The sequence below is a fragment of the Bartonella vinsonii subsp. vinsonii genome, assembly GCF_902825235.1.
Lineage (GTDB): Bacteria > Pseudomonadota > Alphaproteobacteria > Rhizobiales > Rhizobiaceae > Bartonella > Bartonella vinsonii.
Genome location: NZ_CADEAJ010000009.1, coordinates 13938 through 39740, shown reverse-complemented (window position 1 = coordinate 39740; position 25803 = coordinate 13938). Strand labels below are relative to the sequence as shown.

Here is a 25803-nt window from a genome sequence, read left to right as displayed (position 1 = left end):
GCTTATACGTATAATTCTGGATAAACAGTACGCAATTCATCGTCAACGATTTCTTGCAAAAAAGATTTTCAGAAACTTCCAGCAGCATTACCCTTAGAGCGAGAGATACCTAAATCTACAACACATACCTTAAAAGAATAAACAAACATCGCTTGTAAATGCTCAATTTTTGAAGAATTCTTTTTTATGAAATCAAAAATACTTTTCACAAAAAAGATATATCCTATATATACATAAAATAACTGTGGAGATATTTTTATGTTAAATTTACAAACTGCTTCAATGATACCTAATTATTCTATGGTTAAAATGTTAAGACGATTTTCAATCGCTCTTTTTTTAGTATTTTTAATACCATTTTTAAGTGGCTGTGGATTTAATACGATACCAACAAATGAAGAAAAAGCACACGCGGCATGGAGTGAAGTTCTGAACCAGTACCAGCGTCGTGCAGATCTCATTCCTAATCTTGTAGAAACTGTCAAAGCTTATGCAGCTCATGAACAAGCTGTTTTTACAAATGTTATTGAAGCACGTGCCAAAGCAACGCAAGTAAATATTAATGCCGATATGTTAAATAACCCAGAACTCATGAAGCAATATCTCAACAATCAAGCAAATTTATCAAGCGCACTGTCACGTCTTATGGCTGTTGTCGAAAACTATCCTGATCTTAAAGCAAATCAAAATTTTCTTGCTCTGCAATCGCAATTAGAAGGAACTGAAAATCGGATTTCTGTTGCACGCCGTGATTATATCGAAACCGTACGTGCCTACAACACTGCTCTCAAAACAATGCCAACACTGATTTGGGCAAAACTATGGTTTCGTGATGCTAAACCTATGCCAACATTTACGATTGATACCAATAGCCAGCAAGCACCAAAGGTCCATTTTAATTAATGAAATCGTTTCGACATTCTATGCAACGCAGCATTTTTCTAAGCTTACAGGCTTTTTTGAGCGCTCTATGTTTGCTTGTTGCATTGGGGTGTGTGACTTACGCACAAACCAAGTTTCCTCCCTTAACTGGCTATGTTAACGATGTGGCTCATTTGCTTGATAATACAACAAAGCAAAATCTCACAGAGAAACTAACTGAACTCGAAGAGAAAACTGGAGATCAAATTGTTATTGTAACTCTCCCTACCCTTTCAGGGCATGATATAGAGACATATAGCAATTCTCTTTTCCGCACATGGAGATTAGGTCAAAAACAGCTCAATAACGGTGTATTGCTTGTCGTTGCACCGAACGAGCGGGAAGTGCGTATTGAAGTAGGATATGGTTTGGAAGGACAACTAACAGATGCGATTTCTTCAGTTATCATTAATACTTTTATTCTTCCCAGTTTCCGTAAAGGAAATTATCAAAAAGGCGTTCTTGAAGCAGTTCAGGCAATTATCAACGTTATTACAGAAAGTGATTCTGAATTTTCTTTTAGAATCAGAGAAAAGGCTAAAATTGTTGAAGAACAACGTAAACAAGCTGAAAAAGAACAAATGATCATCAATGCAATTATGGCTTTAGTTTTTTTTATAATATTTGGCCTGCCCATTCTTGCAATGATTTTTGGAAAAAAAGTAGGCCCACAGAAATATCTCTGGATGGGTATCATTTTCACACCTTGGTTTCTTAACTTAAGAGCGGGCAGCAGATATCCTAGTGGAAGATTTGGTGGTCCTTCAGGTGGAGGAGGGTTCAGGGGCGGAGGTGGCTCATCAGGCGGTGGTGGTGCAACAGGAAGATGGTAAAATGCGGGTAGTTTTGTGGACATAATAATTTTTTTTAAATAAAATCTATTATTCTATTATCTTAATTTTAATAAATAACTTCACATCTTTCTCTGTAATTTTTTCTGTTCACCATACGAACTCGAATACCAGCGTAGATATTTCTCATGACATATGAATTGAAACATACTGATCGTAATCACTTACCACACCATTTTAAAACAATCGGCGGAAATCCCCCAGTTGAATGGAAAGTAAGTCATAACTTGGTCGAATATCCTGAAGCACTGCATTATATGCAAGAGCATGTAGAGAACATTCTTGCAAAAAACGCGCATGAACAAGTTTGGCTTCTTGAACATCCTTCCCTTTATACAGCTGGTACAAGTGCAAATAAAAAAGATCTTTTAGCACCTCACTTATTTCCTGTTTATGAGGCAGGACGTGGCGGGGAATTTACATACCATGGTCCAGGACAACGTATTGCCTATATTATGCTTGATCTGAAACGCCGCAAACAAGATATCCGTGCTTTTATTAGTGCATTAGAAGAATGGATCATACAAACCCTTGCAAAATTTAATATCAGAGGTGAACGCCGTGAAGAGCGCGTTGGCGTCTGGGTTCAACGATCCAATTGCCCATCAACACAAAACAATCTCTCTTCAGAAGATAAAATTGCAGCAATTGGCATTCGAGTGCGCAAATGGGTAAGCTTTCATGGAGTTGCCATCAATGTAAATCCTAATTTAGCGCATTATTCAGGGATTGTTCCCTGTGGAATCACAAAGCATGGTATAACCAGTTTTCTTGATCTAGGTTTCCCTGTCACAATGCATGACATTGATATTGCTCTGAAACAAACATTTGAACAAATTTTTGGTCCAACAATTGATGTTTCCTAAGTGCATTGATTTTTAAATAAAAAACAGGCATAAAATTTATCTAATAAAGATTTATTTTATGAGGTGGATAATCAAACGGCATGAGCGATAACAGTAAGGATCTTTTCAGTATTTTAAATAATGCCGAATCTCGGATAAACACAAAAGAAAAAAATCTGCCATCCCCTGTGAACTCAGAAGCGATGAATTCGAAAAAAAACACGAAAGAAACGCAAGAAGATAATTATAATGCTCTCTCTATTCGAGTTCTTGAAGGCTTAGAGCCTGTACGTTTACGCCCTGGAATGTATATTGGTGGAACCGATAGCAAAGCGCTACATCATTTATTTGCCGAAATCATTGACAATGCTATGGATGAAGCTGTTGCTGGTTATGCAGATTTCATTGATGTATCGTTAGATAAAAATGGTTATTTAACGGTTACAGATAATGGGCGCGGTATTCCTGTTGAAAACCATCCTCAAATGCCTAACAAATCTACTCTTGAAGTCATCATGACACAACTCCATTCAGGTGGAAAATTCGATGGAAAAGCCTATCAAACTGCTGGTGGGCTACATGGAGTAGGAATTTCTGTCGTCAATGCTCTTTCTGATGATATGGAAGTCGAAGTAGCACGCGATAGAAAACTTTATCGACAACGCTTCTCACGTGGTATTCCCCAGTCTGAACTGGAAAATTTGGGTGATGTTTATAATCGTCGTGGCACACGCGTTCGTTTCCACCCTGATAGTAAAATTTTTGGTGAAAAAGCAGCTTTTGATCCAGAAAAAATTTATAAGATGGCGCGCTCCAAGGCCTATCTTTTTGGCGGCGTAAAAATTCGATGGAATTGTGATCCTATCATTCTTGAAGGCGCAAAAAATATTCCTGAAAAAGCTGTTTTCCATTTCCCCGATGGACTTAAAGACTATTTGCTCTCATCATTGAAAGATGAATATCGGGTAACATCAGAAATTTTTTCTGGCAAAATAAAACAATGTAACGGCCATGGCTCCGTTGAATGGGCTATTGCTTGGCATGGTGGCGATGCCTGTGTACAGTCTTACTGTAATACCATTCCTACCGGAGAAGGTGGAACACACGAAATAGGACTACGGCAAGCTCTTTTGCGCGGATTGAAATCCTATGGTGAGTTAATAGGAAACAAACGCGCTGCTATCATCACCTCTGATGATGTCATGATTTCAACAGCTGCAATACTTTCAGTTTTCATCAGAAATCCTGAATTTGTTGGACAAACCAAGGACAGATTAGCAACAATTGAAGCACAACGTATCGTTGAAAATGCAATACGCGATCCTTTCGATCACTGGCTAACAAATTCTCCACAAGAATCAACAAAACTTCTTGATTGGGTTATTGAACGTGCTGAAGAACGTGTAAGACGGCGCCAAGATAGAGAAATAAATCGTAAAACTGCTGTCCGTAAATTACGTCTGCCTGGCAAACTCGCAGATTGTAGCCAAAACAGTGCTACTGGTGCTGAATTATTCATTGTTGAAGGTGATTCAGCTGGTGGTTCCGCTAAACAAGCGCGAAACAGAGCAAACCAAGCAATTTTGCCTCTTCGTGGAAAAATCTTAAATGTAGCCAGTGCTGCGCATGAAAAAATGAACGCAAGCCAAACAATTAGTGACCTCATACTTGCCCTTGGATGTGGGACACGCTCTAAATATCGCGAAAAAGATCTCAGATATGAACGTATTATTATTATGACGGATGCAGATGTTGATGGTGCTCATATTGCCTCACTCCTCATTACCTTCTTTTTTCAAGAAATGCCCGATCTTATTCGTCAAGGACACTTATACCTTGCCGTGCCTCCCCTTTACCGAATATCGCAAGGAGGAAAGGTCGCTTATGCACGTGACGATACCCATAAAGATGAATTGCTCAAGACTGAATTCACTGGAAAAGCTAAAATCGAAATTGGGCGTTTTAAAGGGCTTGGTGAAATGCGTGCTGAACAACTTAAAGAAACAACTATGCATCCTCAAAAACGTACACTGTTACGCGTTTCTATTGATGCAATGGAAATGCAAGACACTAAAGATACTGTAGAAAGCCTCATGGGAACAAAACCAGAAGCACGGTTTCGTTTTATTCAAGAAAATTCTACGTTTGCTTCCAATCTAGACATTTAATTTTTCAAAAAATATTCTTCCTCAAACCACTGCTGCTGCGTCAATCACGCGCAATTGCGGGGTGATCATTCCATTCCAATAATTCAAACTCAGATTACCGGCCAAATGGATCATTTCACCAATATTTTCAGAAAGAAAAAGACCAAGTGATGTCCCCACAGCACGAAAAGCTATTCCTTGCAGTTTTTTTCCTTCAAGATTAGAGACAACAAGACGCAGATGCCCTTTACCAACCTCACACAAATTAATTAATCGGTGAGAGGGAAGAACAAAAACAGGGGTAGCATTTCCTGAACCAAATGGCCCTGCTTTTTCGATCATCTCAAAAAGCGCTTGATTAGCACCAGAAGCAGAAAGGCAACCATCTATCCTCAGAGACTTTTCAGCACGCAACTGCGAAACCATTAAAGAGACTTTTTCTTCTAGCCATTCTCGAAAAACTTCAATTTTTGACGATTGGATTGTGATCCCTGCTGCCATACTATGCCCTCCCCCTTTTTCTAATAGATTTAATGTAACAGCCTCACGAACAAGTGCACCTAAATCTATGCCGTTAATTGAACGCCCCGACCCTACACCACTTCCATCTTCTTTCAAAGCGATTGCAAAAACAGGACAAAAAAAACGCTCTTTTAAGCGGGATGCAAGAATTCCAATAATTCCCGGATGCCATTCTGGATGAGCAATCACAAAGGATAGCGGTGTTTCTCGATTTTGATAAAGAGAATCAATATAAGATTCTGCTTGTGCTAATTGAATACTCTCCATTTCTTGGCGTTCTTGATTAAGCTGATCCAATTGTTCTGCTATTCTGTCAGCTTCATCTTTATCCTCACAGCTAAGCAAACGTGCTCCCAAAGCTTGGTCACCAATACGCCCTCCCGCATTAATTCTAGGACCTAACAAAAAACCTAAATGAAAACTATTAAGTGGCTCACCGATACGCGCAACCTTTGTTAAAGCTACCATTCCGTGATTATGCATGGAACGCGCAACTTGGAGTCCTTTAACCACAAAGGCACGATTAATACCTTGTAGAGGCACAACATCACAGATGGTAGCCAATGCAACAAGATCAAGCATACTGAGAAGATCAGGAAGTGTCCCTTCAAACTTCTTCTTTTTCAATAAATGATTAACCCATGCTAACGTGACAAAAACAACGCCAGCAGCACATAAATGCCCTTGTCCAGAAAAATCATCAGGGCGATTAGGATTGACAAGGGCAACAGCTTCTTGATGGACCTCAGACATTTGATGATGGTCTAAAACGACCACATCGGCACCTGCAAGCCTTACTGCTTTTACTGCATCTGGGCTGTTTGCCCCACAATCAACTGTAATAATTAAACGGGCCCCTTCTTGCACAAGCATCTTCATTGCTTGTTCATTAGGACCATATCCTTCAACAATACGATCAGGAATATAAATTGTTACTTCAGCACCAAAATGGCGAAGAAAGCGTGCTACGAGTGCCGATGAACAAGCACCATCAACGTCATAATCCCCAAAAACTGCAACTTTCTCTTTATTCAAAATAGCCTTCACAATACGCTCTGCTGCGCATGGCATATCAGCAAAACTTTCTGGATCAGGCATGAGCGTGCGCAACGTTGGATTGATAAAAGCAACCGCTTCAGATTCGTCCACATCTCTTGCCGAGAGAACACGAGCTAACGCATCTGGAAAACCAAATTTTTGAGAAATAGCACATGCATTGTTCATCCCTTGAACATCAAGAGCATCTAACCACGCCTGACCACAGGCAGAAGATTCAACATTGAGAAAATAACGGGACTGCTGCATTACTATCTATTCTATAATGGAAGCTCATAAAATACAATCGAGAGTTAAAAATCAAACACTCTTTCACAACATCCATTCAGCTTAAACTATGCATTAGTACTTCCCGATAGATGGTATCATAATACCTCAATTATAAAGCACTGTTTTATAAGTTTTTATTTTCTCTTGACGTAAATCAAAAGACATTATATCAGAGCGAACAGTACGCGTTAAATATTTCGCTATGATAACAATTTTCAACGCAAAACAACAAAAACGCCCTCATATTAAAGGGCCTCAATAAAGGATACTTCTATGGCAACTTTTTCACAAAAGCCAACTGAAGTGGTGAAAAAATGGGTTATTATTGATGCAGAGAACCTTGTTTTAGGTCGTCTTGCTACGTTTGTTGCTAACCGCTTACGGGGCAAACATAAAGCTACATTTACTCCACATGTCGATGACGGTGACAATGTTATTGTGATCAATGCAGACAAAATATCTCTCACCGGCAAGAAATATACAGATAAAAAATATTATTGGCATACCGGCTATATTGGTGGAATCAAAGAACGTACAGCACGTCAGATTCTTGAGGGCCGTTTTCCTGAACGTGTTGTTGAAAAAGCTGTGGAGCGCATGATTCCTCGTGGACCACTTGGTCGTCGCCAATTGAAGAATCTACGTGTTTATGCTGGGAGCCAACACCCGCATGCAGCACAACAGCCCGAAGCTCTTGACGTTGGTGCTTTAAACCGCAAAAACAAAAGGATTGCTTGATTATGGCTGAAATTAATTCTCTTTCTGAGCTTAGTGTTGTAACAAATATTACAGAAGTTCATGAAAATTCTGCCCCTGTCCATGTGCAAAAACTTGATTCACAAGGACGTGCCTATGCAACAGGAAAACGTAAAGATGCCGTTGCTCGCGTGTGGATCAAACCTGGCTCTGGAAAAATTACCATTAACAATAAAGAATTTGATCAGTATTTTGCTCGTCCTGTTCTAAGAATGATTCTTCGTCAGCCAATCGTTGCAACAAATAGGGTTACGCAATTTGATATTGTTGCAACTGTTGCAGGTGGAGGTCTTTCTGGACAAGCCGGTGCAGTACGCCATGGTATTTCTAAAGCTTTAACTTATTACGAACCAGAACTTCGCACAATCTTGAAAAAGGGAGGCTTTCTCACCCGTGATAGCCGTGTTGTTGAGCGTAAAAAATACGGTAAAGCAAAAGCGCGTCGTTCTTTCCAATTCTCAAAGCGCTAATTTCAATTTTTATGCAATACAAAAAGCCCCGTTTGACGGGGCTTTTTTTTGCTTACCAAACCAGATTTTTTAAGAAAACGTCGTGATCAACCTATATCTGTGAGGAGAAAATAAAAATATAAAACGACAATTTTCTTCGATAAGAACTAAAAGGAAATTGTTCTAAAAAGCTTTGTATCCTCGATTTCAATTTTTAGAATCTGTACTTTACTCATTCAGAGATATCCATGCGCTTGTTCAAAAAGCCCTCTGCAACGTAACTTTAATTATATCAAGAGCTTTTCAATATCTTTTTCCATCATCATTTAACAAAGTTTTAGTCCAAGAAGTGCTTCACCATTGTGATAAAATGAGGAACAGAAATAGGCTTCGACATATATTCTTCACATCCACTTGCACGAATTCGTTCTTCATCCCCTTTCATAGCAAAAGCGGTTACAGCAACAACGGGGATAGATCTAAGTTCCTCATCCTCCTTTAATTGTTTAATAACATCAATTCCCGATACCTCCGGTAACTGGATGTCTACAAGGATAAGAGAAGGCATTGATGAACGCGCTAAATCCAATGCGATAAGACCATTACGCGTTTCAACTGTTTCATAGCCACTCGCCTCTACAAGATCACGGAATAACTTCATATTCAGTTCATTATCTTCCACGATCATAACTTTTTTTGACATTGGTATAATTCCACCCTTTTTAGATAAAATAGAGACTAATACACCTCACCTCTAGCTTAAGATAAAATGATAAAAAAAATTGTAAACCAGAAAGAAACGAAATAACTCTCGATAAAAACATTTTTTCGCACATATTTGTAATGCTAAGTGCGATGCTTCTTCAATTTATAAGAAGGAAGCCAATAGCCCTCAGATTTTATTGTCGCATATTTTTTGAATTGGCATTATTTTTTTCAATTAACCAAAGCTATCAATATCAAAATCAACACATAAGCCTTTTTTAGAAAAAATCTCAAATATGCAAATAAATTCAAATGACAGCTTTTGAAAAGAAAAAAGTAAGTAACGTTGAACCGCATAGACTGCTTGGTTTCTCAGTAATCAGTGTTTTCTCTATTAAATGAGAGCACTATTATGATATTCTGTTATTTCAGACGTTTCTATTATATGTGAATATAACTATTCAATAACAAATTAGATAAAAATTATTGATATATTTTAACGAAAGTTTCGAATAGATCACACAACGCGATTAATGCATTGTAAAATGCAAAAGCGGTAGAAGCACTGTAAAGTAAAAAAATCTCATTATAAATGCTCACTTTTTTCTCAGCATTTACTGGATTAAGTTTGCTCTTTGTCTTTTTAGCCAAAATTGAAAAAACAAATATATTTTATATATTATTAAATAATACTATACTAATAAATTATAAAATAAAAAGTGTTGTAAAAAAATATTGTAATAAATTTTTCTTAATTTATTTTTTACTGTAAAATTTAGATTTAAAGTATAAAAAAACAAACTGTACAAGTAATAAAGATAATTATTGAACGTAAAAAATTCTACGATAAAAAAAATATAAAAAATAATGAAATTACTCTTATTAATGTTTTTTTTCATAAAATATTTTAAAATAAATATATAAATACAATTAAGTTTGATAATAATGAAAACAACTCATTAATAAATATTTAAAATATAATATTATAAATTATATGTATTACTGAAGGCTATTTTTAGCAATACATATTGACCATATTTATTAATAATATTAACACAACATTACTATAAATTTAGAGATATATTTATAAATATTTTATAATTACTACTTCATACAAAAATAAGCATGATGCACTGCCCCCATTAAAGCGCCGTTTATAGTGCCATCTCCGCTGCACCTAATCTCCATACCTTCCGCAGCCGACGACATGACAAGCCGTGCAGCTGCCCCATCTGTTGCAACTCCACCAATAGGCCCTCCTATGTCTGCCCTTAACTGTCTGTTAATTTTATCTCATCCCAATAACCCAAAGGACGATATGAAGCCTGTAAAACACGCGATGAGCTTGAACTGCCTATTTTAATTGCCCTTATTATCTACTAAAAACGTATCATTATAATATAAATAACTTACTATTACGCATTACATATTAATATCTAATATATTTTTAATAAATAACAATAAAATTTAAGTTATATATTTTAATTATATAATATTATATCTAAAAATAATATATAACCTTACAAAATAAAAACATTCTTTAATTCTTTTTTAGCAATAACTGTAAACTCAAAATCTCATATAGTCATTGCCATGAATATATACTTCATAGGATCATGATAACATTGCATTACCAAAGGTAAAAAAATATTTCAAAATACAACTGTCTTCAAAGACAAAATAAATGACATCAATGAATCCTTTGCTTTATTGCTTAAGCATGCGTTCTGTAAAATAAGATTTACTTATATATCTATCTCATTTCTGACGAAGGATTCTAGCTTTTCCAAATTAATTTTAAAAACGATAGCGCACCCCACCAGAAAAACGAATTCCAGAAAAACCCGCCTTGGTAAGCTTATGCTGATAGATCAGATTACTGTGAAGCGTAATCTGTGAAGAGAGTTGCGAATGAATACCAAATCCCGTTTCTAAAGAAGAACCGAAAGTACCCAACTGAAAAGCATCTTTAAAATGCACAAATTGTTTTTTTTCAAAACTATGTGCAAAATGAAGCTTTCCATAGAAAGAAATGCTGCGATCCTCTTTAGAGGTTGTAAGTGTTTTAGTTAAACGACCACCAACACGCATCACCCATTGACTAGATGTTCCTATCTCAATATCAAAGTTATCAACATCACGGACATTATCAAACCGGAGATGTTGATAAATAAGCTGAACCTGCGGATCAAAAACAAGACCTTTATACCCTGTTATAAATGCTTTACCCGTAGACAAAGAAACATTCAGAGGTTTCCCTTTTAATATTGCCGTCTTGCCTCTTGTAGAGGTGAGAACATCACCTTTAAACAGACCATAAGATAAAAATCCATCCACATAAAAACCAGCATCATGTTCCACACTACCATATGCTGTAACTAACCATTTATGAAATGGGCTTTTTTGACTATGTTCAACATCTCGAGGGCGCACAGACATTTTCCCATAAGTCCCCATAATTCCAAAAAACGTTGTACTAGATGCACTCTCAATTTGTTTCAATGAAATACCCGCTTCTATGGCATGATAATCAAGATCACCTCCATAGCCATATTCAAGCGTGGAAAGATCTGAGATATAGTGATAATTTCCACCATAACCACGAACTGATAAAGCAAAAGCCTTATCACTTTCTAACAGTCCATTAGAAGAAGATCGCATAATTTCCAACCTCTTGTTTTGGTTGCTGATATCCACCAATCCAGTATGAAATAAGGCATTCGGCAAGAGAAGATATGTTGAAACTTGTGGAACAACATCCCTTACTTTTGACACAAAATGAGGTTGTATATACTTAGCTTCGAGGCGAAAATCCCAAAAATCTGCATCACCTTTAACTAATCTTTGAGCAATACGTGCATTCCCAAGAGAAGAACTTGGACCATACGCATGGAGATAGTATTGGTAAGGTAAACCTCCCCATGTGATATAAGGGCTACTTAGCTGAAAAGAACCCTCTTCTGCTTTTCCAGAAACTTGAATCAATGAAATACTGTGCGTATTTTCATTATCTGCTGCTTTCCCTTGATTTCCTAAAATAAACTGCACATGGACTGTCGTTTTTCCAGAAACATCACCATGAATTAAAAGCCTGTCAGTCTTCTGATCATTGAGTGAACCATCGCTATTGAGAAATGTATTAAGATAAAGATGTGCATTCCCCTGCGCACTGTAAACTTCTTCCTTTCCGTTTCCAATACGAAGTGTCTGATACTCTTCGCCCGTTGGAAGGTCGAAAGCAATAATACTATCAGAAAGTTTTACAAAAGAAAGAGAGGAAATGACACGGTTCGAGTCCTGCAAATTTATCGCTTTTCTCTTCGTTAACAACCATTTTGAATCCCCTGTCAAATAAAGCTCAGCAGTAGAATCATCAGCAACACGGGTCCCTCCTATCAGTGAAGAAGATTCAACTAACACCGCCATAGAAGATCTCTTTTCAGCTGTTAACAACAAATCTCCAGAGATCTTTGTACCTTCTGTGACGCCAATATAACCACTACTCTTATGACTATGAATAGCCGTACCATCTGGAACCTCAAAAGTCGTCTTTTTTAAAAAGACAATTCCTTGTTGGTAGCCATTGTCTCCCTTGTCCATATCAAAATGCATACCATGCTTGTTACCTGTCAGGGTAATTTTTGAATCCTCAAACTTAACCCGAGAAACTAAAATAGTCCCTTCCTCTCCAGCATTTGATCGCGCGTTAACATCTAATCCAATCCACAAACCGCGAACATCGGTCGCAACGACATTGCTATCCTTTAGAGAAAGAGAACCGTTCTGATTTACATTTAAAACTGCATGAATATCGCTATCTTCTTCATTTACTTTTTTAATTTTTGAAGTAATGGTAACATTATCTAAAGTCACCTGCCCCCTTATTCCTACATAAGCCGCAGCAGCATCTGTCACATCAATCGCTCCACCTGACATCTTAATATTTGCATCAACACCACTGAAAAGAGCCGCCTTCTGTTCGATGTTTTGACTTTCGACTTTAATTTTTGTATCCGTTAAAATAATAGATGCCCCTTGTTTGTCCGCATGAACACCTAGTTGAGTAACCTCTACCGATCCACGATTGATTTCAATCGTTCCACTCTCAGCCTTGAGCCCTGTAGAAAAACCCTTTAAAGTTGAATCGCCTAAAACAACCCTTCCGCTTTGTGAGACAACTACACCATAGCTATCTTCTATATTACCGGTAGCTTCAACTTTTACACGCATTGCGCGAATAAGCGTATTTTGTTGCTGTGCAACTATGGCAGCTGATGATAGAAAAGAATTATCATCCCCTTTTTCAGAGGGTATCATAAACTGATATGTTTTATCAGCAATTATATGCTCTGTGCCATCACTGCATCTATAAGGTAATTTGCTTTCATCACACGAAAGTGATATGGACGAATGAGAACGTGCCTCAACATTTTCTATGTTTGATAAAAAAGAAAAAACAGCCCCTATAAAAACACATGAATATAAATGATTTTTAGATACTTTGATCATCATTCTTTTTCAAACTTTCTTTCTTCTCAACAAAAACAAAAATGCAGGCAAAAAGAATATTTACAGCTCACCTCACTACGTATGTTACGTATAATGCGTTTCGTATTTTATGTAAAGTTAGAATAAAAAAATCATCATTACTCATATTCATGGGCAATAATGCAAATCAGCATGAAATAGCCTTCATAAACTTATAATGATAAAAACTACAAAAATGCCCATACGCAATACATATATCTCATTTCAATCTCCAAGCCTTTATATCTTAAAATAAAGCCGCTTTGAATTTTGTAATTTATACTGGAATCCTGCTTTACTCATGCATTCATAAACTAAAACATGTTCATGCACACGTAAGCGCATATCTTCAGAAAAAAGCTAAAATGATATCCAGCTACATTTTAAGACTGCTTTCAATTACAAACTTATCAACATTTAAAGCTTTTCCCACAATGTTATATGGAAAAAGCTGATGGAGTGCATTCCACCACACTTAATAAAGCTTGCACTCAAATAATTTTATGATTTTCTTTTGAAGAGATGTGTCTACAATAAAACGGTTCAAAAGCTTGTTGATATTTTTCTACTTATGTTGGGGAACAAAAAATACAGTATTTTGATGGTAGAATGAGGAAACAATCCCGCCATTCCAATCAAAAACAAGAATATCGGGATTGTTTTTTATATCAGCAGAAAAATCTAAGGTTGGCATTCCGGCTGATCTGCATTTTCTTTACAATAAGGACTATTCAAACGTTTTTCTACACTTCGCTGAGGAATGACTGCATCAGGTTGACAAATGGGAAGTTTAACATCTTTATACTTCTCACACCACTTCATTGCCCCCAATCTATGATGGAAACCTGCTTGTATCAAGCAAGCATCAATGGATGCATCCGCGTTGATTTTTTCATGGATATCAGAATCACTCTCTGGGATATTCAAGTCACTTTCTGAGGAAATACCAGAAGGGGTCGGCATTCCACATTCTAGTAATGCTTTTTTTATCTCAAGGCTATCTGCACCAGGCTTTTCCCACACATCTACAGCCGTTAGAGGAGCCTGATCTGAGCCACATCCAGTCATAGTGAACAAAACTACCCCAGTGAATAACAATTTTAAGATTTGTTTCATTTTTTTCTTCCTGAATCATTTGAATAAATTGCTAAATGATGAAGTGATCATACACATTCTACAAATTTCATCCCCATGTCCGTAAGCAATATAGACACGGGAAGAATCCTTCAATATTTTTCTATTCCTCTGTATTTACATTACTATCAGAGCGGATCTTATAGAAAATATAAGAATTTTTATCAATATTTACACTAACAATATCGTATTCTTATGAATTTCCAAATTAATATAGTTTTTCTTGTCTTTACTCAACTCAGTTAATGTATTTTCCACGGTTCGTGCATTAGAATCTGACCCATAAAAACGAATCCCTGTTTTATCTGCTATCCCATGAATACCATGTTTTTTAAAAATCCAAAAAACGACCGCCCCCTGTCATGTTACCAGGGGGTTGTGCATCAATATTTACACCAAATCTTGTATCTCCTTTGTCAAATTACTTCAGTCACCAAAATCACTTTCACTCTATTAAATCACTTGCCTTCTATTTCTGATAAATTTCTATCCCAAATTCTACTTCTCCTGTTTCAGCTTGTGAGAAGATTGTAAAAGAAGGAGAAGAATTTTTATTATCAGCAACCTAAACCTTATAGCGCACCACATTATCTGGTGAGATAAAAATGCCATTATAGAACATATGATAATGCCATCAGAGCCTACTTTTAGCTACGGCTCTTCTTCAGCCGTTAAATAATAATATTAAAAAATGTATTTTTCATCTTCTAAAAGTTTTTCATTACCTTTTAGAAGAATCTGATGTGGTATCATTACACTACCCTCTTACGAAAAAAACAGCGGGAATGATTAATTCAAAAGTCCTCAAAAAAATGAAGAAGAACGGTATCTTAGTGGACACAGAAAGGGATAAAATGCTAAATGGCTATCATTAAGATTGAGAATGCACCCCACACAATGCGTATTTTTCAAAACTCCTTTATCATATGAGAAAAGATGTTGTTTCCGTAATTATATTTTTTCTATACAAAAAGAAAATGAAAAACTTAAGGGCTTTCCTATGATTAATAATATTTACTGTATTGGACGCAATTATGTTGAACATGCCCATGAACTGGGCAATGTTGTTGAAGATGAACCCGTTATATTTAGCAAGCCGAACAGTTCACTCGTTTTAGAAAATGAAATTTATCTTCCCGATTTTTCTAAAGAAATACATTTCGAAACTGAAATTGTGCTACAGATCTCAAAGGACACTTTTATGGTTACTGAGGTGGAAGCTGAAGAATGCTATGATGCCATAGCGATAGGTCTTGATCTCACAGCGAGGGATTTACAAACAAAACTGAAAAACAAAAAGCTTCCTTGGCTTTTGTCTAAAGGATTCAAAGGAGCCGCATATGTCTCTGATTTCATAAACAAGGAAAAAATAAAAGATCCAATAACCTTTGAAATGAAGCTCAATGGAGAAACCAGACAACTTGGTAATACGAAAAATATGATCTTTAGCTTTAGAAAAATAATATCATTCTTGAGTAGCTACATTCAGCTAAAGAATGGTGATATAATATATACAGGTACTCCACAGGGAGTAGGTAAACTTTCTCAGTTTGATAAAATAGAATTATATATCGAAGATAAATTAATTTCAGAAATAAAGGTAAAATGAATCATCAAATACTGACCTTTTTTATAGTTTCATTTTTGGGGCCATATCACTTGGGCTGAATATGTCCCTTATAATCGATAATGCAACGAGACTGGGAAAAAAGAACGGATTTGCTAACGTTGCAGGACTTTGTACAGCAACATATGTGCATGGGGTATTTTCCATACTAGGTGTATCAGCAATCCTTCTCAACAACAAAACACTCTTTTTTTAGTAAAACTAATGGGAGGATGCTATTTATTATACATGGGAATTAAATCTCTTAAATCTGGAATTAACAGCTTAAACTCAAAAGAAATAATATCAAAGATATGAAAATCATTCTGTAAGTTCTGTAAGTCAAGTAAAGATTTTAACCAGTTACATAGACGGTTTTATGACACAAATACTAAACCCTAAAGTATCAATATTCTACATAGCTGCTTTCCCGAAATTCTTGTCTTCAGGCGGTGGCATTAAAAAAGGATTTGAACTTGTGACAATACATTCCTTCAACATATTTGTATGGTTTACTTTGATGACCATTTTTATATCATTTGCTCATGCAATTTTTAAAAAGCAACGAGTAAAAGGATATATGAATATAGCAACGGGAACAGTTTTATCCCTGTTTTCTTTTTTCATTTTCTTTGGATAAATTCATCTCTCTCATAATTTTGTTTTTTTCACCATTCTTAACAGCAATGTCCCCCCTGTTAGAACTTATACCCCTACCGGTTCTTCCGCGTTTTCTTTGTATAGCGCAACGATTACATTAATCTAACGAACTCTTCGAATTTTAATAATTAAAATTAAGGATAGTCTCTTGAGAAATAATTTTAGCTATCCCATTTGCCTCACGATCACCAAGAGGTGCTATAAATTGCAGAGTGTTATCACTCATACGTCTATAAAAAGTCGACTGCTCATAGCTGTCTCCAATACTGATTTAGAATGAAAAAAATATAGATTTCTGACTTTCTTTGTACAAACTAAAGTAATAACCTTTTATTTATGATATCCAATAAAGTGATGAGGAAATCATTTAACATTTACATTTTCTCTTAAACCGAGATAACAACTCTATACCCTATGCGACTGAAAATAAAAAATCTCTTCATTATGATATCTAAAACAACCACAACATTCATTTATGGGGTTCTTGTATCCCATAATGGTTCCTTATAACTGTTTGAGACGGCTTAAAAACGACTACCAATATGAAGTCTTTTTATGAACTATTTATCAGTCATCTAAACGACAACTAAAACTCTATCCGCAAATATCTGTTACGTTATTTAGAGTAAAATAGCCTATCTTTGTTGGTTTCATATGCTTTTATCCACATGAAAACAGAAAAAATGTTTTTTCCCTTTACTCCTCATTTATATCATGCTTAGATATCAAACATTACCTTTTTCAGTGTAAGAATCTTAAATAATTAAAAGGGAACCCCTAAAAAATGAGCTATACACAAAATTTAGAAGATAATCCTCAGCAGAAATTGCAACGTGGATTAGATAACCGTCATGTACAACTTATAGCCCTCGGTGGTGCTATTGGAACAGGTCTCTTCATGGGATCAGGAAAAACAATTAGCGTAGCAGGCCCTTCCATCATACTGGTTTATGCCATTATCGGTTGTGCCTTATACTTTGTAATGCGCGCTATGGGAGAATTGTTACTTTCTAATTCACAATACCGCTCTCTCATTGATTTTTCGACAGATATGCTAGGACCAGGAATTGCCTTTTTTGTTGGCTGGAGCTACTGGTTGAGCTGGGTTGTAACTGGAGCCGCTGATATTATTGCGATTATCACTTATATGCACTTTTGGTGGCCCACACTTAATCCATGGATTACCGTTTTTGCTTGCATTGGTTTTTTTCTCATCTTTAATCTCTTTGCCGTAAAGATGTTCGGTGAACTTGAATTCTGGTTTGGTCTTATCAAGGTTGTAGCAATTTTGGCATTAATCGTGGTTGGATTTTATATGGTCGCGACAGGCTTTACCTCTCCAAATGGTACTGTTGCCTCTCTCAGTCACGTATGGAACAATGGAGATATCTTTCCTCGAGGGATGGCAGGTTTTTTTGCTGGATTTCAAATTGCCATTTTTTCTTTTGTTGGTATAGAAATTGCTGGTACAACTGCAGCTGAAGTCAAAAACCCTAAAAAAGTTCTTCCCAAAGCAATTAATGCAATACCGGTTCGTATTGTATTCTTTTATATCTTTTCTCTCGCTGTGATTATGTCAGTCACACCATGGGATCAAGTTGTTCCAGACAAAAGCCCCTTTGTCTCAATGTTTTGGCTTGCTGGCATTCCAATAGCTGCTGGTTTGGTAAATTTTGTCGTTCTCACCTCGGCTGCCTCTTCAGCAAATAGTGGTATTTTTTCTACTAGCCGTATGATATATGGACTTGCAACACAAAAAGGTGCTCCTCGCATTTTAGGGAAACTTTCCAAATATCATGTTCCAGCCAATGCCCTATTCTTTTCTTGCTTATGTATTTTATTAGGATATGCAATTACATCGCTCTCTCCAAGCATCATAAGTGCTTTTACAATTGTAACCAGCATTTCAGCTATTGCATTTTTATTTGTATGGTCTGTAATTTTAATTAGTTATATCGTATATCGTCGCAATCACCCTCACCTGCATGCTGAATCTGTCTACAAAATGCCGGGAGGTGTTATCATGTGCGGAATTATTTTAGTTTTTTTTGCTTTCATGCTCTATTTATTGACATTAGAAACCGATACCTTCATAGCCTTACAATATAGTCTAGTGTGGTTTATTTTCTTAGGTATAATGTATTTTATGTTTGTAAGAAAAAAATCAGTTAAAGAAAATCAATAAAATCTGTACATAAAAAACATAAAAGGGTAACTAAAGTTACCCTTTTTGATATCCGTATATAAAGCATAAAAGCTTTTTACAGAGTGTCTGATATTGAACTTCAATTACGCTCTTTATCAACCAAAGCGTTAGATTTTATCCAAGGCATCATAGAGCGAAGTTTTTTTCCAACTTCTTCGATAGGGTGGTTATCATTCAAACGGCGCATCCCTTTAAAATGAGCTGCACCAGCTTTATATTCCTGAATCCAATTCGACGTAAATTTACCAGTCTGAATATCCTTCAAAATACGTTTCATTTCGGCTCTCGTTTCATCCGTAATCACACGTGGACCAGACATATATTCACCCCATTCAGCTGTATTGGAAATAGAATAATTCATATTTGCAATACCCCCCTCATACATGAGATCCACGATCAATTTAACCTCATGTAAACACTCAAAATAAGCCATCTCCGGCGCATAACCTGCATCCGTTAGTGTTTCATAACCTGCTCGAATAAGCTCAACAAGGCCACCACAGAGAACCGCTTGTTCACCAAAAAGATCAGTTTCGCACTCTTCTTTAAACGTTGTTTCAATCACCCCAGCACGTCCACCACCAAGACCGCACGCATAAGACAATGCTACATCATGGGCATGCCCTGAAGCATCTTGTGCAATCGCAATTAAGCAAGGAACACCACGACCACGTTGATATTCGTTGCGTACCGTATGACCTGGACCTTTAGGAGCAATCATCACAACATCAACTGTTTTTTTAGGTTCAATTAAGCCAAAATGAATACTCAAACCATGCGCGAAAGCAATCACTGCTCCGTCACGTAAATGATCATGAATATGCTCTTTATAAATATCAGCTTGCAATTCATCCGGTGTTGCCATCATAATAAGGTCTGCCCAGTTTGCTGCTTCCGCAACACTTATAACCTCAAAACCATCGGCCATAGCCTTCTTAACTGTTGCCGACCCTGCACGCAAAGCAATTTTCACATTTTGAACACCAGAATCTTTTAGATTTAAAGCATGGGCACGCCCTTGTGAACCATAACCAACAATGGCTACTTTTTTCCCTTTAATAAGATTAACATCTGCATCACGATCATAATAAACACGCATAAAAAACTTCCTTTTCTCTCTATTTAAACTGAATTTCTGCTTATTTACATTGAACAAATAAGTAAAAAATTATCTCAAGTGCTTCACATATTATGAATAACAAAGCAATTGAATAATCTTTTGTTAATTTACATCTTTTATACAGAAAACGACATTCCCCCAACCTTCAAAAAACATATCCGGATCCCAAATAAAGTTCAACTTATACTCTAAAAAAATAATATTTTTGAAAAGAAATACATCTACCGATATTTTATTCGCTACTGTATAATGAAACATTATATACTATGCAGATTTTAACATGACGCAAATCAAAATCGATAGCAAGAAAATTATCATTTTTATACTGGAACGCGAAAACTCAATTTCAACAGCACCGATGATATCTCATATTTTAATTGGATGAATTTACAATTGAAGAACACAGCAAAATTTCCATAAAATTCAATCTAGTACAATCCTATAAAATATTCCTCTTTTTAAAAATTTCCGAATAATCTCTGCTTAAAAACCATAAAGATCTGCATTCTCATCATAATTATCCTGATCACTCCGCTTCCACCACAAAGCTAATTTTTTTTTAGAGATAAATGAACAAAGCTTTCTAAAAGTGCATCCTCCCAATTATAGGGAGAAAAAAGTGTTATACCAAGAGCCGAATGAAACGCTGAACTGTGTCATGCATTCCATACTCTAACGCATCAGCAATAAGCCCATGACCAATAGAAACTTCATCAATCCAAGGAATACGATTGACAAGAGCGGGAAGGTTTGTAACTGTCAGATCATGGCCTGCATGAACACCTAACTGCAATTCTCTAGCCCTTCTAGCTGCTAAAACAAGTTTATTGAGCTCTTGACCTTGTTTTATCTTATCCTGAAACGCCCCCCCATAAGGCCCAGTATAAAATTCTACACGATCAGCACCAATCGCTTTAGCAATATCAAGACCATCAACAACAGGGTCCGCAAATAACGATACACGAATTTTTTTTGCTTTTAGACGCTGAATAATAGGTGCTAAAAATTCTGCATGACAAGCAAAATTCCAACCATGATCAGACGTTGACTGAGCTGGATCATCAGGAACAAGAGTAATCTGATCAGCGTAATTCTCTGCTATATCTAAAAATGTATTGCTTGGATAACCTTCAATATTAAATTCAGCTGTAGGAAATGTGTTTTTAATTAAACAGTGTATATCTGGCAAATCAGAAAAACGAATATGTCGCTCATCTGGGCGCGGATGAACTGTCAAACCCGCGGCACCAGCTGTAAGTGCGATATGCCCAACATGCTTTATATCTGGCCAAGGAAGATTACGCCGATTGCGCAAAACGGCAACAGCATTAAGATTAACCGAAAGTTTTATTGCCATGCACGCTCCCATTTTCGTATGTAATTTTAAAGACAAAAAATACATTTGCCAATATAATCATAGAAAATAAAAATGGTTTTCCTATCGAACAATTGTTAAACGCTCTGCTGCACGTGTAATACCTGTATAAAGCCAGCGTGCATACATATCACGAAATGCAAAACTTTCATCAAACAAAACCACATTATCCCATTGAGATCCTTGTGCTTTATGGACAGTCAATGCATACCCATAGTCAAAATCATCGTATCTTTTTTTCAATTGCCATGAAATTTCTTGATCAGGGTTTTCAAACACTGTTTTTAAAAGCTTAATCTTCGTCACCCCACGTTCGCTTTCTTCTGGTTTAACGAGAAGATTAATAGCTGGTTTAACAGTTTCCTTCTGTGAAGTCATCACTTTCCATAAAGAGCCATTTAACAAACCTTTAGGAGGATCATTGCGCAAACACACCAGTTTATCTCCCGCTTGTGGATAATCTGCTGTAAACTCCTTCAAAGCACGCAACCGCCTATTATAAAGATGCCGAGTTCGATTCACCCCTACCAGCACCTGATCAGCATCTAAAACCAATTTCTGATCCACCTCTTTACGTGGAATAACGCGCGCCGCTCCATAATCACCATAAACAATGTCTCGTCCTTCACGCACATCCATAGCTAAACGAACAATTGGATTATCACGCGCTTGTCGGTGAATTTCAGAGAGAAGAAAATCTGGTGCAGCATTAGAAAAAAATCCTCCACCTGATATAGGAGGCAATTGACCTGGATCACCCAGAACAAGAATTGGCGTCCGAAAGCTCATTAAATCACGCGCTAATTGTTCGTCTACCATCGAACATTCATCAACAATAATAAGCTTAGCTTGTGCAGCAGCACTTCTTCGATTTAAGGCAAATGTCGGCGCAATAGACTTCTTTCCCGTAACTTCATCGGAAACTTCTTCTTCTCCACGCGGGCAATAAATCAGTGAGTGAATAGTACAAGCATTACTGGCACCTTTAGAACGTAAAACCTGCGCCGCCTTCCCTGTAAAAGCAGCAAACTGAACAGCCCCATCAACTGTCTCTGCAAAATAGCGCGCAAGCGTTGTTTTCCCTGTTCCCGCATAGCCAAAGAGGCGAAAAAGTGGAGAACGCCCCTCTTTCAACCAAGCAGCAACAGCCTTCAATGCATTATCCTGTTCCGGTGAAAATTGCATAGCTTACCAACATAAGATTTGTATAAAAAGAGCAGTATTTTGAAAAAAACCAACTATCAAGAAAAACTTTTTTATTAAGAATTGCTGACACACGCCCATCTAACAACTTTCGTAGCAAAATTTACCAATTATTTACCCATTACTTTTTCAAGATACTGTAACAATCTAAATTTTATCTATACACCGGTCTTCTCGGTAACACCTTATACTTATCAAATAAAATATCATTTTTTACAACAGTAACACCAACAATGGAATATACATATCTTAAATTCAAAATAACACCTATATACGCTTTTTCTAACCAAAATTTAGAATGAGAAAAAGAGCATTGCAATTGCAAAACCCTCGCTAGAAAAAATGTCCTTAACAGGATAAAAATAATGTAATTTTATGAATACTATTTTACACAATCAATCAGCTTTCTTGTATATAAAAATAAATTACATCCACGAAATAATAATTAAATATATCAAAAACCTTTTGGCAGAAATAGAAATAGCTCTCAACAAAACTACTTAACCTTACGATGATACACCTATAAAGTTCCTATCTCCCTCTCAGCATGATTTTAATCAATTTACTCTTCATGCTACAAATAAGTTATATATCAACGAATAAAGAGAGACATCACGCTTATATGAGGCACGCTTTATCTCGCACAAATATGTAGCTTTTTCTGTTCCGACAATAAAATCTGGTTCGTAAGTATGGTCTTCTTGGTAGTCTATTATAAGAAAACTGGGACATGGGTTTCAATCCAGCGTAGCACTTCAGGTTCGTCCTCTAGAATATGAGAAAAGCGCAACTCCCCATATACTGAATCAAACTTTTTCTTTTTGTCACAATGTTTTAAAGTTTATAAAAACTAACTGATTAATGCTATTCTTATTGCTAGAAATAATAATGAAATCAAGGGGTATAATTTGTTAATAGGCTTGGCGTTATGTCAAAATATCAACGGGAAATTGCTTTTTGGTTGTTTTAGAAATGAAATAATGGGCTCAAATATTGATAAATGAAACGGGAGATTTAAATTGAAAATATTAATTCCAGATGACTATCAAAAAGCCACCCTAACATTACAGTCTATTACAAAATTAATGAAATCGCATGAAGTGCTGGTTATAAATAATTTAGCTAAAGAATGTGATTTAGAAGATAAGCTCAAAGAGATAGATATTCTTATCTTAATCAGAGAGCGGACTATAGTTGATAGAAATCTTCTCCTGAAACTGCCAAATTTAAAATTGATCTGTCAAACAGGCCCTATAGGTTCACATATTGATATAGAAGCTTGCAGAGACTTAGGGATTGAAATATTAGACGGTGGTGGAGATCCAACTTCTGCAGCTGAATTTGCGTGGCTCTTAATGATGTCTGCGCGTAGAAAACTCTGTAAATCTGTGTCTGATATGAAAAAAGGGCGATGGCAAACAACATTTGGCAACCAAATGAAAGGGGCTACTCTTGGAATATTCGGGTTTGGACGTATTGGTAAAATAGTTGCTCAATATGCTCAAGCTTTTGGCATGTCCATTTTGGTTTATGGGAGTGAGCGTTCAACGCAAGAAGCAAAAAATTTAGGTTATCATTTTACGCATTCAAAAGATGAATTTTTTACACGTCCTGACATTATATCCGTACATTTACGTTTAAGTGATAAAACCAGAGAAATCATTCAATTAGATGATCTATTGCGCATGAAACCTCATGCTATTTTTGTCAACACAGCGCGTTCAGCTTTGGTTGAAAAAGGGGCGATAGAAAAAATACTAAATTTGGAAAATTCAATTTACTTTGCACTGGATGTTTATGACAACGAGCCAGTATATGAGAGCAAATTATTGCAATCAGATAGAGTTCTTTGCACACCGCATCTGGGCTATGTGACTGGAGAAAGCTTTGAGAATTATATTGAAAAAGCTTGCCAAAATATAGCGTCTTTTATGAAGAGCGCTTAATGACGACTGAGCCAATGTTTGTAAAATTTATCTTATACCGCTAGCGTATCAAATTTGCACGACACATAATAGCTTATTTCCTTAAATTAAGCATATTCTTTAGCGTTCATATTAATATCAAGCGTATCGACAGATTTTTATGTAATCAGCATAAAATGCCTCATTTATTGTTGTAATCATTATTTAAAAAAGGCTACTCCATTGGAATATACTTTCATTGGAGGGGGCATGGTGAGCAATAATAAATTTATAGAAAAAAATTATTATAAATGGATTGTATTGCTTGTTGCCACTATCGCTCAAGCATCAGCCTGCTTCTTTGTTCAAGGAATTGGTCCTTTAGCTGAATTTTTAAGAAGGATTTCTCGCTTAGTAACTCTCAGATAGGTTTGCTGTCTTCAGCAGCGCAGTTCCTACCTATTATTGGGTTACTTGTAGCTGGCGAATTACTAGACAAGTTTAACGAGCGCTATATTGTTGGAGTTGGCGCGGTCGGCGTTTCTGTCGCTCTTTTGTTGGGAGCAATCGCAGATAACTATATTTCCCTTTTGGTTTGTTTGCTAATTGTAGGAGGATTTTACAGTTCTGCTCAACCCGGTGGCGCTAAATCTGTTTCTTCATGGTTTCCACAATCGCAGCGCGGATTTGCAATGGGAATAAGGCAGGCGGGGCTACCATTAGGTGGGGCATTGGCTGGAATAGTTCTTCCTGCTAGTGCGTTTGTCTATGGCATACAAGGTGCGTTTTTGGTTAGTGCCATAGTTTCCTTTTTAGGGGGATGTATATTTATTATTTTTTATCACTCACCAGCAAAAGTTGTAGCTATCGTTCCCAAAAGCAAGGCAAGAATTTCGTTCTACGCAAATGTAAGATCTCGTCTTGCGATGTTGGCTGCGCCGCATATGAAGAATATTATTTTTTCAGGCGTTTCACTTGTGATAGTTCAATATGTTTTAACCATTTTTATAACGATTTATTTTCATAGAATCTATCACCTGTCTCTAGATGAAAGTGCTTATTTGTTTTTTGTTTTACAGGCTTCTGGTGCCTTAGGAAGAATTATTTTAGCAGCGTGGAGTGATCATTGTAGAAAAGGACGATTTTTTCCTGTCTTGGTTTGCATGATTGCAGTAGTTTTTGGATTTTTAACATTAATTTTGGGCATGAGTGGATCCATAATTTATTTAACTATTTTATCTGCTTGGTTAGTTTTTTTTGGATTAGGATGGTATGGCCCTTGGGTTGCTTATATTGTAGACTCTTCGCCGAAAGAAAACATTGGATTTTCTCTGGGTTTAGCAATGTCTGTAAATCAAATCGCAATTATTACTGCTCCACCATTATTTGGATTAATCCAAGATTTTACAGACACTTATTTATTAACATGGCTGATTTTAATTTTAATGATTGTTTTTTCACTTTTCTTAATAAAAAAGTAGGAAAATATAATTGGGGAGAAAATTATAATGATAAATGAAAATACTTTTAAATTGAGCAATGGCGA

The 25803-nt window shown here is 36.4% G+C and carries 20 protein-coding genes; 13 read left to right on the top strand and 7 right to left on the bottom strand.

Annotated features, from left to right (window positions below):
- The first annotated feature begins 258 nt into the window (after positions 1-258).
- The 4 genes from J7R12_RS07070 to parE all read left to right on the top strand — a co-directional run bounded on the left by J7R12_RS07070 (position 259) and on the right by parE (position 4785).
- Positions 259-903, top strand: a complete 645-nt coding sequence (locus tag J7R12_RS07070) for a LemA family protein (RefSeq protein ID WP_126603533.1) — start codon at positions 259-261, stop codon at positions 901-903.
- Positions 903-1754: a TPM domain-containing protein gene (locus J7R12_RS07065; RefSeq protein ID WP_126603534.1), complete on the top strand. Its 852-nt coding sequence runs from the start codon at positions 903-905 to the stop codon at positions 1752-1754. Before J7R12_RS07070 ends, J7R12_RS07065 begins: the two co-directional genes overlap by 1 nt.
- A gap of 146 nt (positions 1755-1900) precedes the next feature.
- On the top strand, positions 1901-2638 hold the full coding sequence (lipB, locus tag J7R12_RS07060) for a lipoyl(octanoyl) transferase LipB (RefSeq protein WP_126603535.1): 738 nt from the start codon (positions 1901-1903) through the stop codon (positions 2636-2638).
- A gap of 80 nt (positions 2639-2718) precedes the next feature.
- Positions 2719-4785, top strand: a complete 2067-nt coding sequence (gene parE / locus J7R12_RS07055) for a DNA topoisomerase IV subunit B (RefSeq protein ID WP_126603536.1) — start codon at positions 2719-2721, stop codon at positions 4783-4785.
- 21 nt (positions 4786-4806) lie between these two features.
- On the opposite strand, the gene recJ is transcribed toward parE, so the two are convergent.
- Positions 4807-6591 carry a single-stranded-DNA-specific exonuclease RecJ gene (gene recJ, locus J7R12_RS07050; protein ID WP_126603537.1) on the bottom strand — a complete coding sequence of 595 codons (1785 nt, stop codon included), beginning with the start codon at positions 6589-6591 and terminating at the stop codon, positions 4807-4809.
- A gap of 294 nt (positions 6592-6885) precedes the next feature.
- On the opposite strand from recJ, the gene rplM reads away from it, so the two are divergent.
- Together rplM and rpsI are read left to right on the top strand one after the other, a co-directional pair.
- Entirely contained in the window at positions 6886-7350 is a 465-nt protein-coding gene (gene rplM, locus J7R12_RS07045) for a 50S ribosomal protein L13 (RefSeq protein ID WP_004861744.1), read from the top strand.
- A 2-nt stretch (positions 7351-7352) separates the two neighbouring features.
- A complete protein-coding gene (gene rpsI, locus J7R12_RS07040) occupies positions 7353-7838 on the top strand; it encodes a 30S ribosomal protein S9 (protein ID WP_126603538.1) in 486 nt (161 codons plus the stop codon).
- Positions 7839-8154: 316 nt separating this feature from the next.
- Here rpsI and J7R12_RS07035 read toward each other — a convergent pair whose 3' ends face one another.
- The 3 genes from J7R12_RS07035 to J7R12_RS07025 form a co-directional block, all read right to left on the bottom strand.
- Complete coding sequence (locus tag J7R12_RS07035; protein ID WP_004861740.1) at positions 8155-8520, bottom strand: response regulator; 366 nt, start codon at positions 8518-8520, stop codon at positions 8155-8157.
- Positions 8521-10319: 1799 nt separating this feature from the next.
- Positions 10320-13034 (bottom strand): autotransporter family protein, encoded by a 2715-nt coding sequence (locus tag J7R12_RS07030; protein WP_126603539.1) that lies wholly within the window; start codon positions 13032-13034, stop codon positions 10320-10322.
- A 696-nt stretch (positions 13035-13730) separates the two neighbouring features.
- A complete protein-coding gene (locus tag J7R12_RS07025; RefSeq protein ID WP_126603540.1) occupies positions 13731-14165 on the bottom strand; it encodes a hypothetical protein in 435 nt (144 codons plus the stop codon).
- 701 nt (positions 14166-14866) lie between these two features.
- Here J7R12_RS07025 and J7R12_RS09205 point away from each other — a divergent pair.
- The 4 genes from J7R12_RS09205 to J7R12_RS07005 all read left to right on the top strand — a co-directional run bounded on the left by J7R12_RS09205 (position 14867) and on the right by J7R12_RS07005 (position 18634).
- On the top strand, positions 14867-15058 hold the full coding sequence (locus J7R12_RS09205; protein ID WP_126604045.1) for an NAD(P)-dependent oxidoreductase: 192 nt from the start codon (positions 14867-14869) through the stop codon (positions 15056-15058).
- A 125-nt stretch (positions 15059-15183) separates the two neighbouring features.
- Positions 15184-15792, top strand: coding sequence for a fumarylacetoacetate hydrolase family protein (locus J7R12_RS07015; protein ID WP_126603541.1), 609 nt, complete (start codon positions 15184-15186; stop codon positions 15790-15792).
- Positions 15793-16168: 376 nt separating this feature from the next.
- On the top strand, positions 16169-16429 hold the full coding sequence (locus tag J7R12_RS09050) for a LysE family transporter (protein ID WP_234924851.1): 261 nt from the start codon (positions 16169-16171) through the stop codon (positions 16427-16429).
- 804 nt (positions 16430-17233) lie between these two features.
- A complete protein-coding gene (locus tag J7R12_RS07005) occupies positions 17234-18634 on the top strand; it encodes an amino acid permease (RefSeq protein ID WP_126603542.1) in 1401 nt (466 codons plus the stop codon).
- A gap of 100 nt (positions 18635-18734) precedes the next feature.
- Here J7R12_RS07005 and ilvC read toward each other — a convergent pair whose 3' ends face one another.
- The 3 genes from ilvC to J7R12_RS06990 form a co-directional block, all read right to left on the bottom strand.
- Positions 18735-19754, bottom strand: a complete 1020-nt coding sequence (gene ilvC, locus J7R12_RS07000; protein ID WP_126603543.1) for a ketol-acid reductoisomerase — start codon at positions 19752-19754, stop codon at positions 18735-18737.
- 643 nt (positions 19755-20397) lie between these two features.
- On the bottom strand, positions 20398-21132 hold the full coding sequence (locus tag J7R12_RS06995; protein ID WP_126603544.1) for a pyridoxine 5'-phosphate synthase: 735 nt from the start codon (positions 21130-21132) through the stop codon (positions 20398-20400).
- Positions 21133-21213: 81 nt separating this feature from the next.
- Positions 21214-22335: an ATP-dependent DNA helicase gene (locus J7R12_RS06990; RefSeq protein WP_126603545.1), complete on the bottom strand. Its 1122-nt coding sequence runs from the start codon at positions 22333-22335 to the stop codon at positions 21214-21216.
- A 1037-nt stretch (positions 22336-23372) separates the two neighbouring features.
- On the opposite strand from J7R12_RS06990, the gene J7R12_RS06985 reads away from it, so the two are divergent.
- From J7R12_RS06985 to J7R12_RS06980, 3 genes are all read left to right on the top strand, one after another.
- On the top strand, positions 23373-24299 hold the full coding sequence (locus J7R12_RS06985; protein WP_126603546.1) for a D-2-hydroxyacid dehydrogenase family protein: 927 nt from the start codon (positions 23373-23375) through the stop codon (positions 24297-24299).
- Positions 24300-24527: 228 nt separating this feature from the next.
- The gene (locus J7R12_RS09045) at positions 24528-24686 is read left to right on the top strand and encodes a hypothetical protein (protein WP_234924850.1); all 159 of its coding nucleotides are present in this window, start codon (positions 24528-24530) and stop codon (positions 24684-24686) included.
- Between the two features lie 2 nt (positions 24687-24688).
- Complete coding sequence (locus J7R12_RS06980; protein WP_234924849.1) at positions 24689-25738, top strand: MFS transporter; 1050 nt, start codon at positions 24689-24691, stop codon at positions 25736-25738.
- The last annotated feature ends 65 nt before the right edge of the window (positions 25739-25803 follow it).

Coding starts and splice junctions, on each gene's coding strand:
- J7R12_RS07070 (WP_126603533.1), top strand. CDS start 259: ATGTTAAATTTACAAACTGCTTCAATGATACCTAATTATTCTATGGTT.
- J7R12_RS07065 (WP_126603534.1), top strand. CDS start 903: ATGAAATCGTTTCGACATTCTATGCAACGCAGCATTTTTCTAAGCTTA.
- lipB (WP_126603535.1), top strand. CDS start 1,901: ATGACATATGAATTGAAACATACTGATCGTAATCACTTACCACACCAT.
- parE (WP_126603536.1), top strand. CDS start 2,719: ATGAGCGATAACAGTAAGGATCTTTTCAGTATTTTAAATAATGCCGAA.
- recJ (WP_126603537.1), bottom strand. CDS start 6,591: ATGCAGCAGTCCCGTTATTTTCTCAATGTTGAATCTTCTGCCTGTGGT.
- rplM (WP_004861744.1), top strand. CDS start 6,886: ATGGCAACTTTTTCACAAAAGCCAACTGAAGTGGTGAAAAAATGGGTT.
- rpsI (WP_126603538.1), top strand. CDS start 7,353: ATGGCTGAAATTAATTCTCTTTCTGAGCTTAGTGTTGTAACAAATATT.
- J7R12_RS07035 (WP_004861740.1), bottom strand. CDS start 8,520: ATGTCAAAAAAAGTTATGATCGTGGAAGATAATGAACTGAATATGAAG.
- J7R12_RS07030 (WP_126603539.1), bottom strand. CDS start 13,034: ATGATGATCAAAGTATCTAAAAATCATTTATATTCATGTGTTTTTATA.
- J7R12_RS07025 (WP_126603540.1), bottom strand. CDS start 14,165: ATGAAACAAATCTTAAAATTGTTATTCACTGGGGTAGTTTTGTTCACT.
- J7R12_RS07015 (WP_126603541.1), top strand. CDS start 15,184: ATGATTAATAATATTTACTGTATTGGACGCAATTATGTTGAACATGCC.
- J7R12_RS09050 (WP_234924851.1), top strand. CDS start 16,169: ATGACACAAATACTAAACCCTAAAGTATCAATATTCTACATAGCTGCT.
- J7R12_RS07005 (WP_126603542.1), top strand. CDS start 17,234: ATGAGCTATACACAAAATTTAGAAGATAATCCTCAGCAGAAATTGCAA.
- ilvC (WP_126603543.1), bottom strand. CDS start 19,754: ATGCGTGTTTATTATGATCGTGATGCAGATGTTAATCTTATTAAAGGG.
- J7R12_RS06995 (WP_126603544.1), bottom strand. CDS start 21,132: ATGGCAATAAAACTTTCGGTTAATCTTAATGCTGTTGCCGTTTTGCGC.
- J7R12_RS06990 (WP_126603545.1), bottom strand. CDS start 22,335: ATGCAATTTTCACCGGAACAGGATAATGCATTGAAGGCTGTTGCTGCT.
- J7R12_RS09045 (WP_234924850.1), top strand. CDS start 24,528: ATGGTGAGCAATAATAAATTTATAGAAAAAAATTATTATAAATGGATT.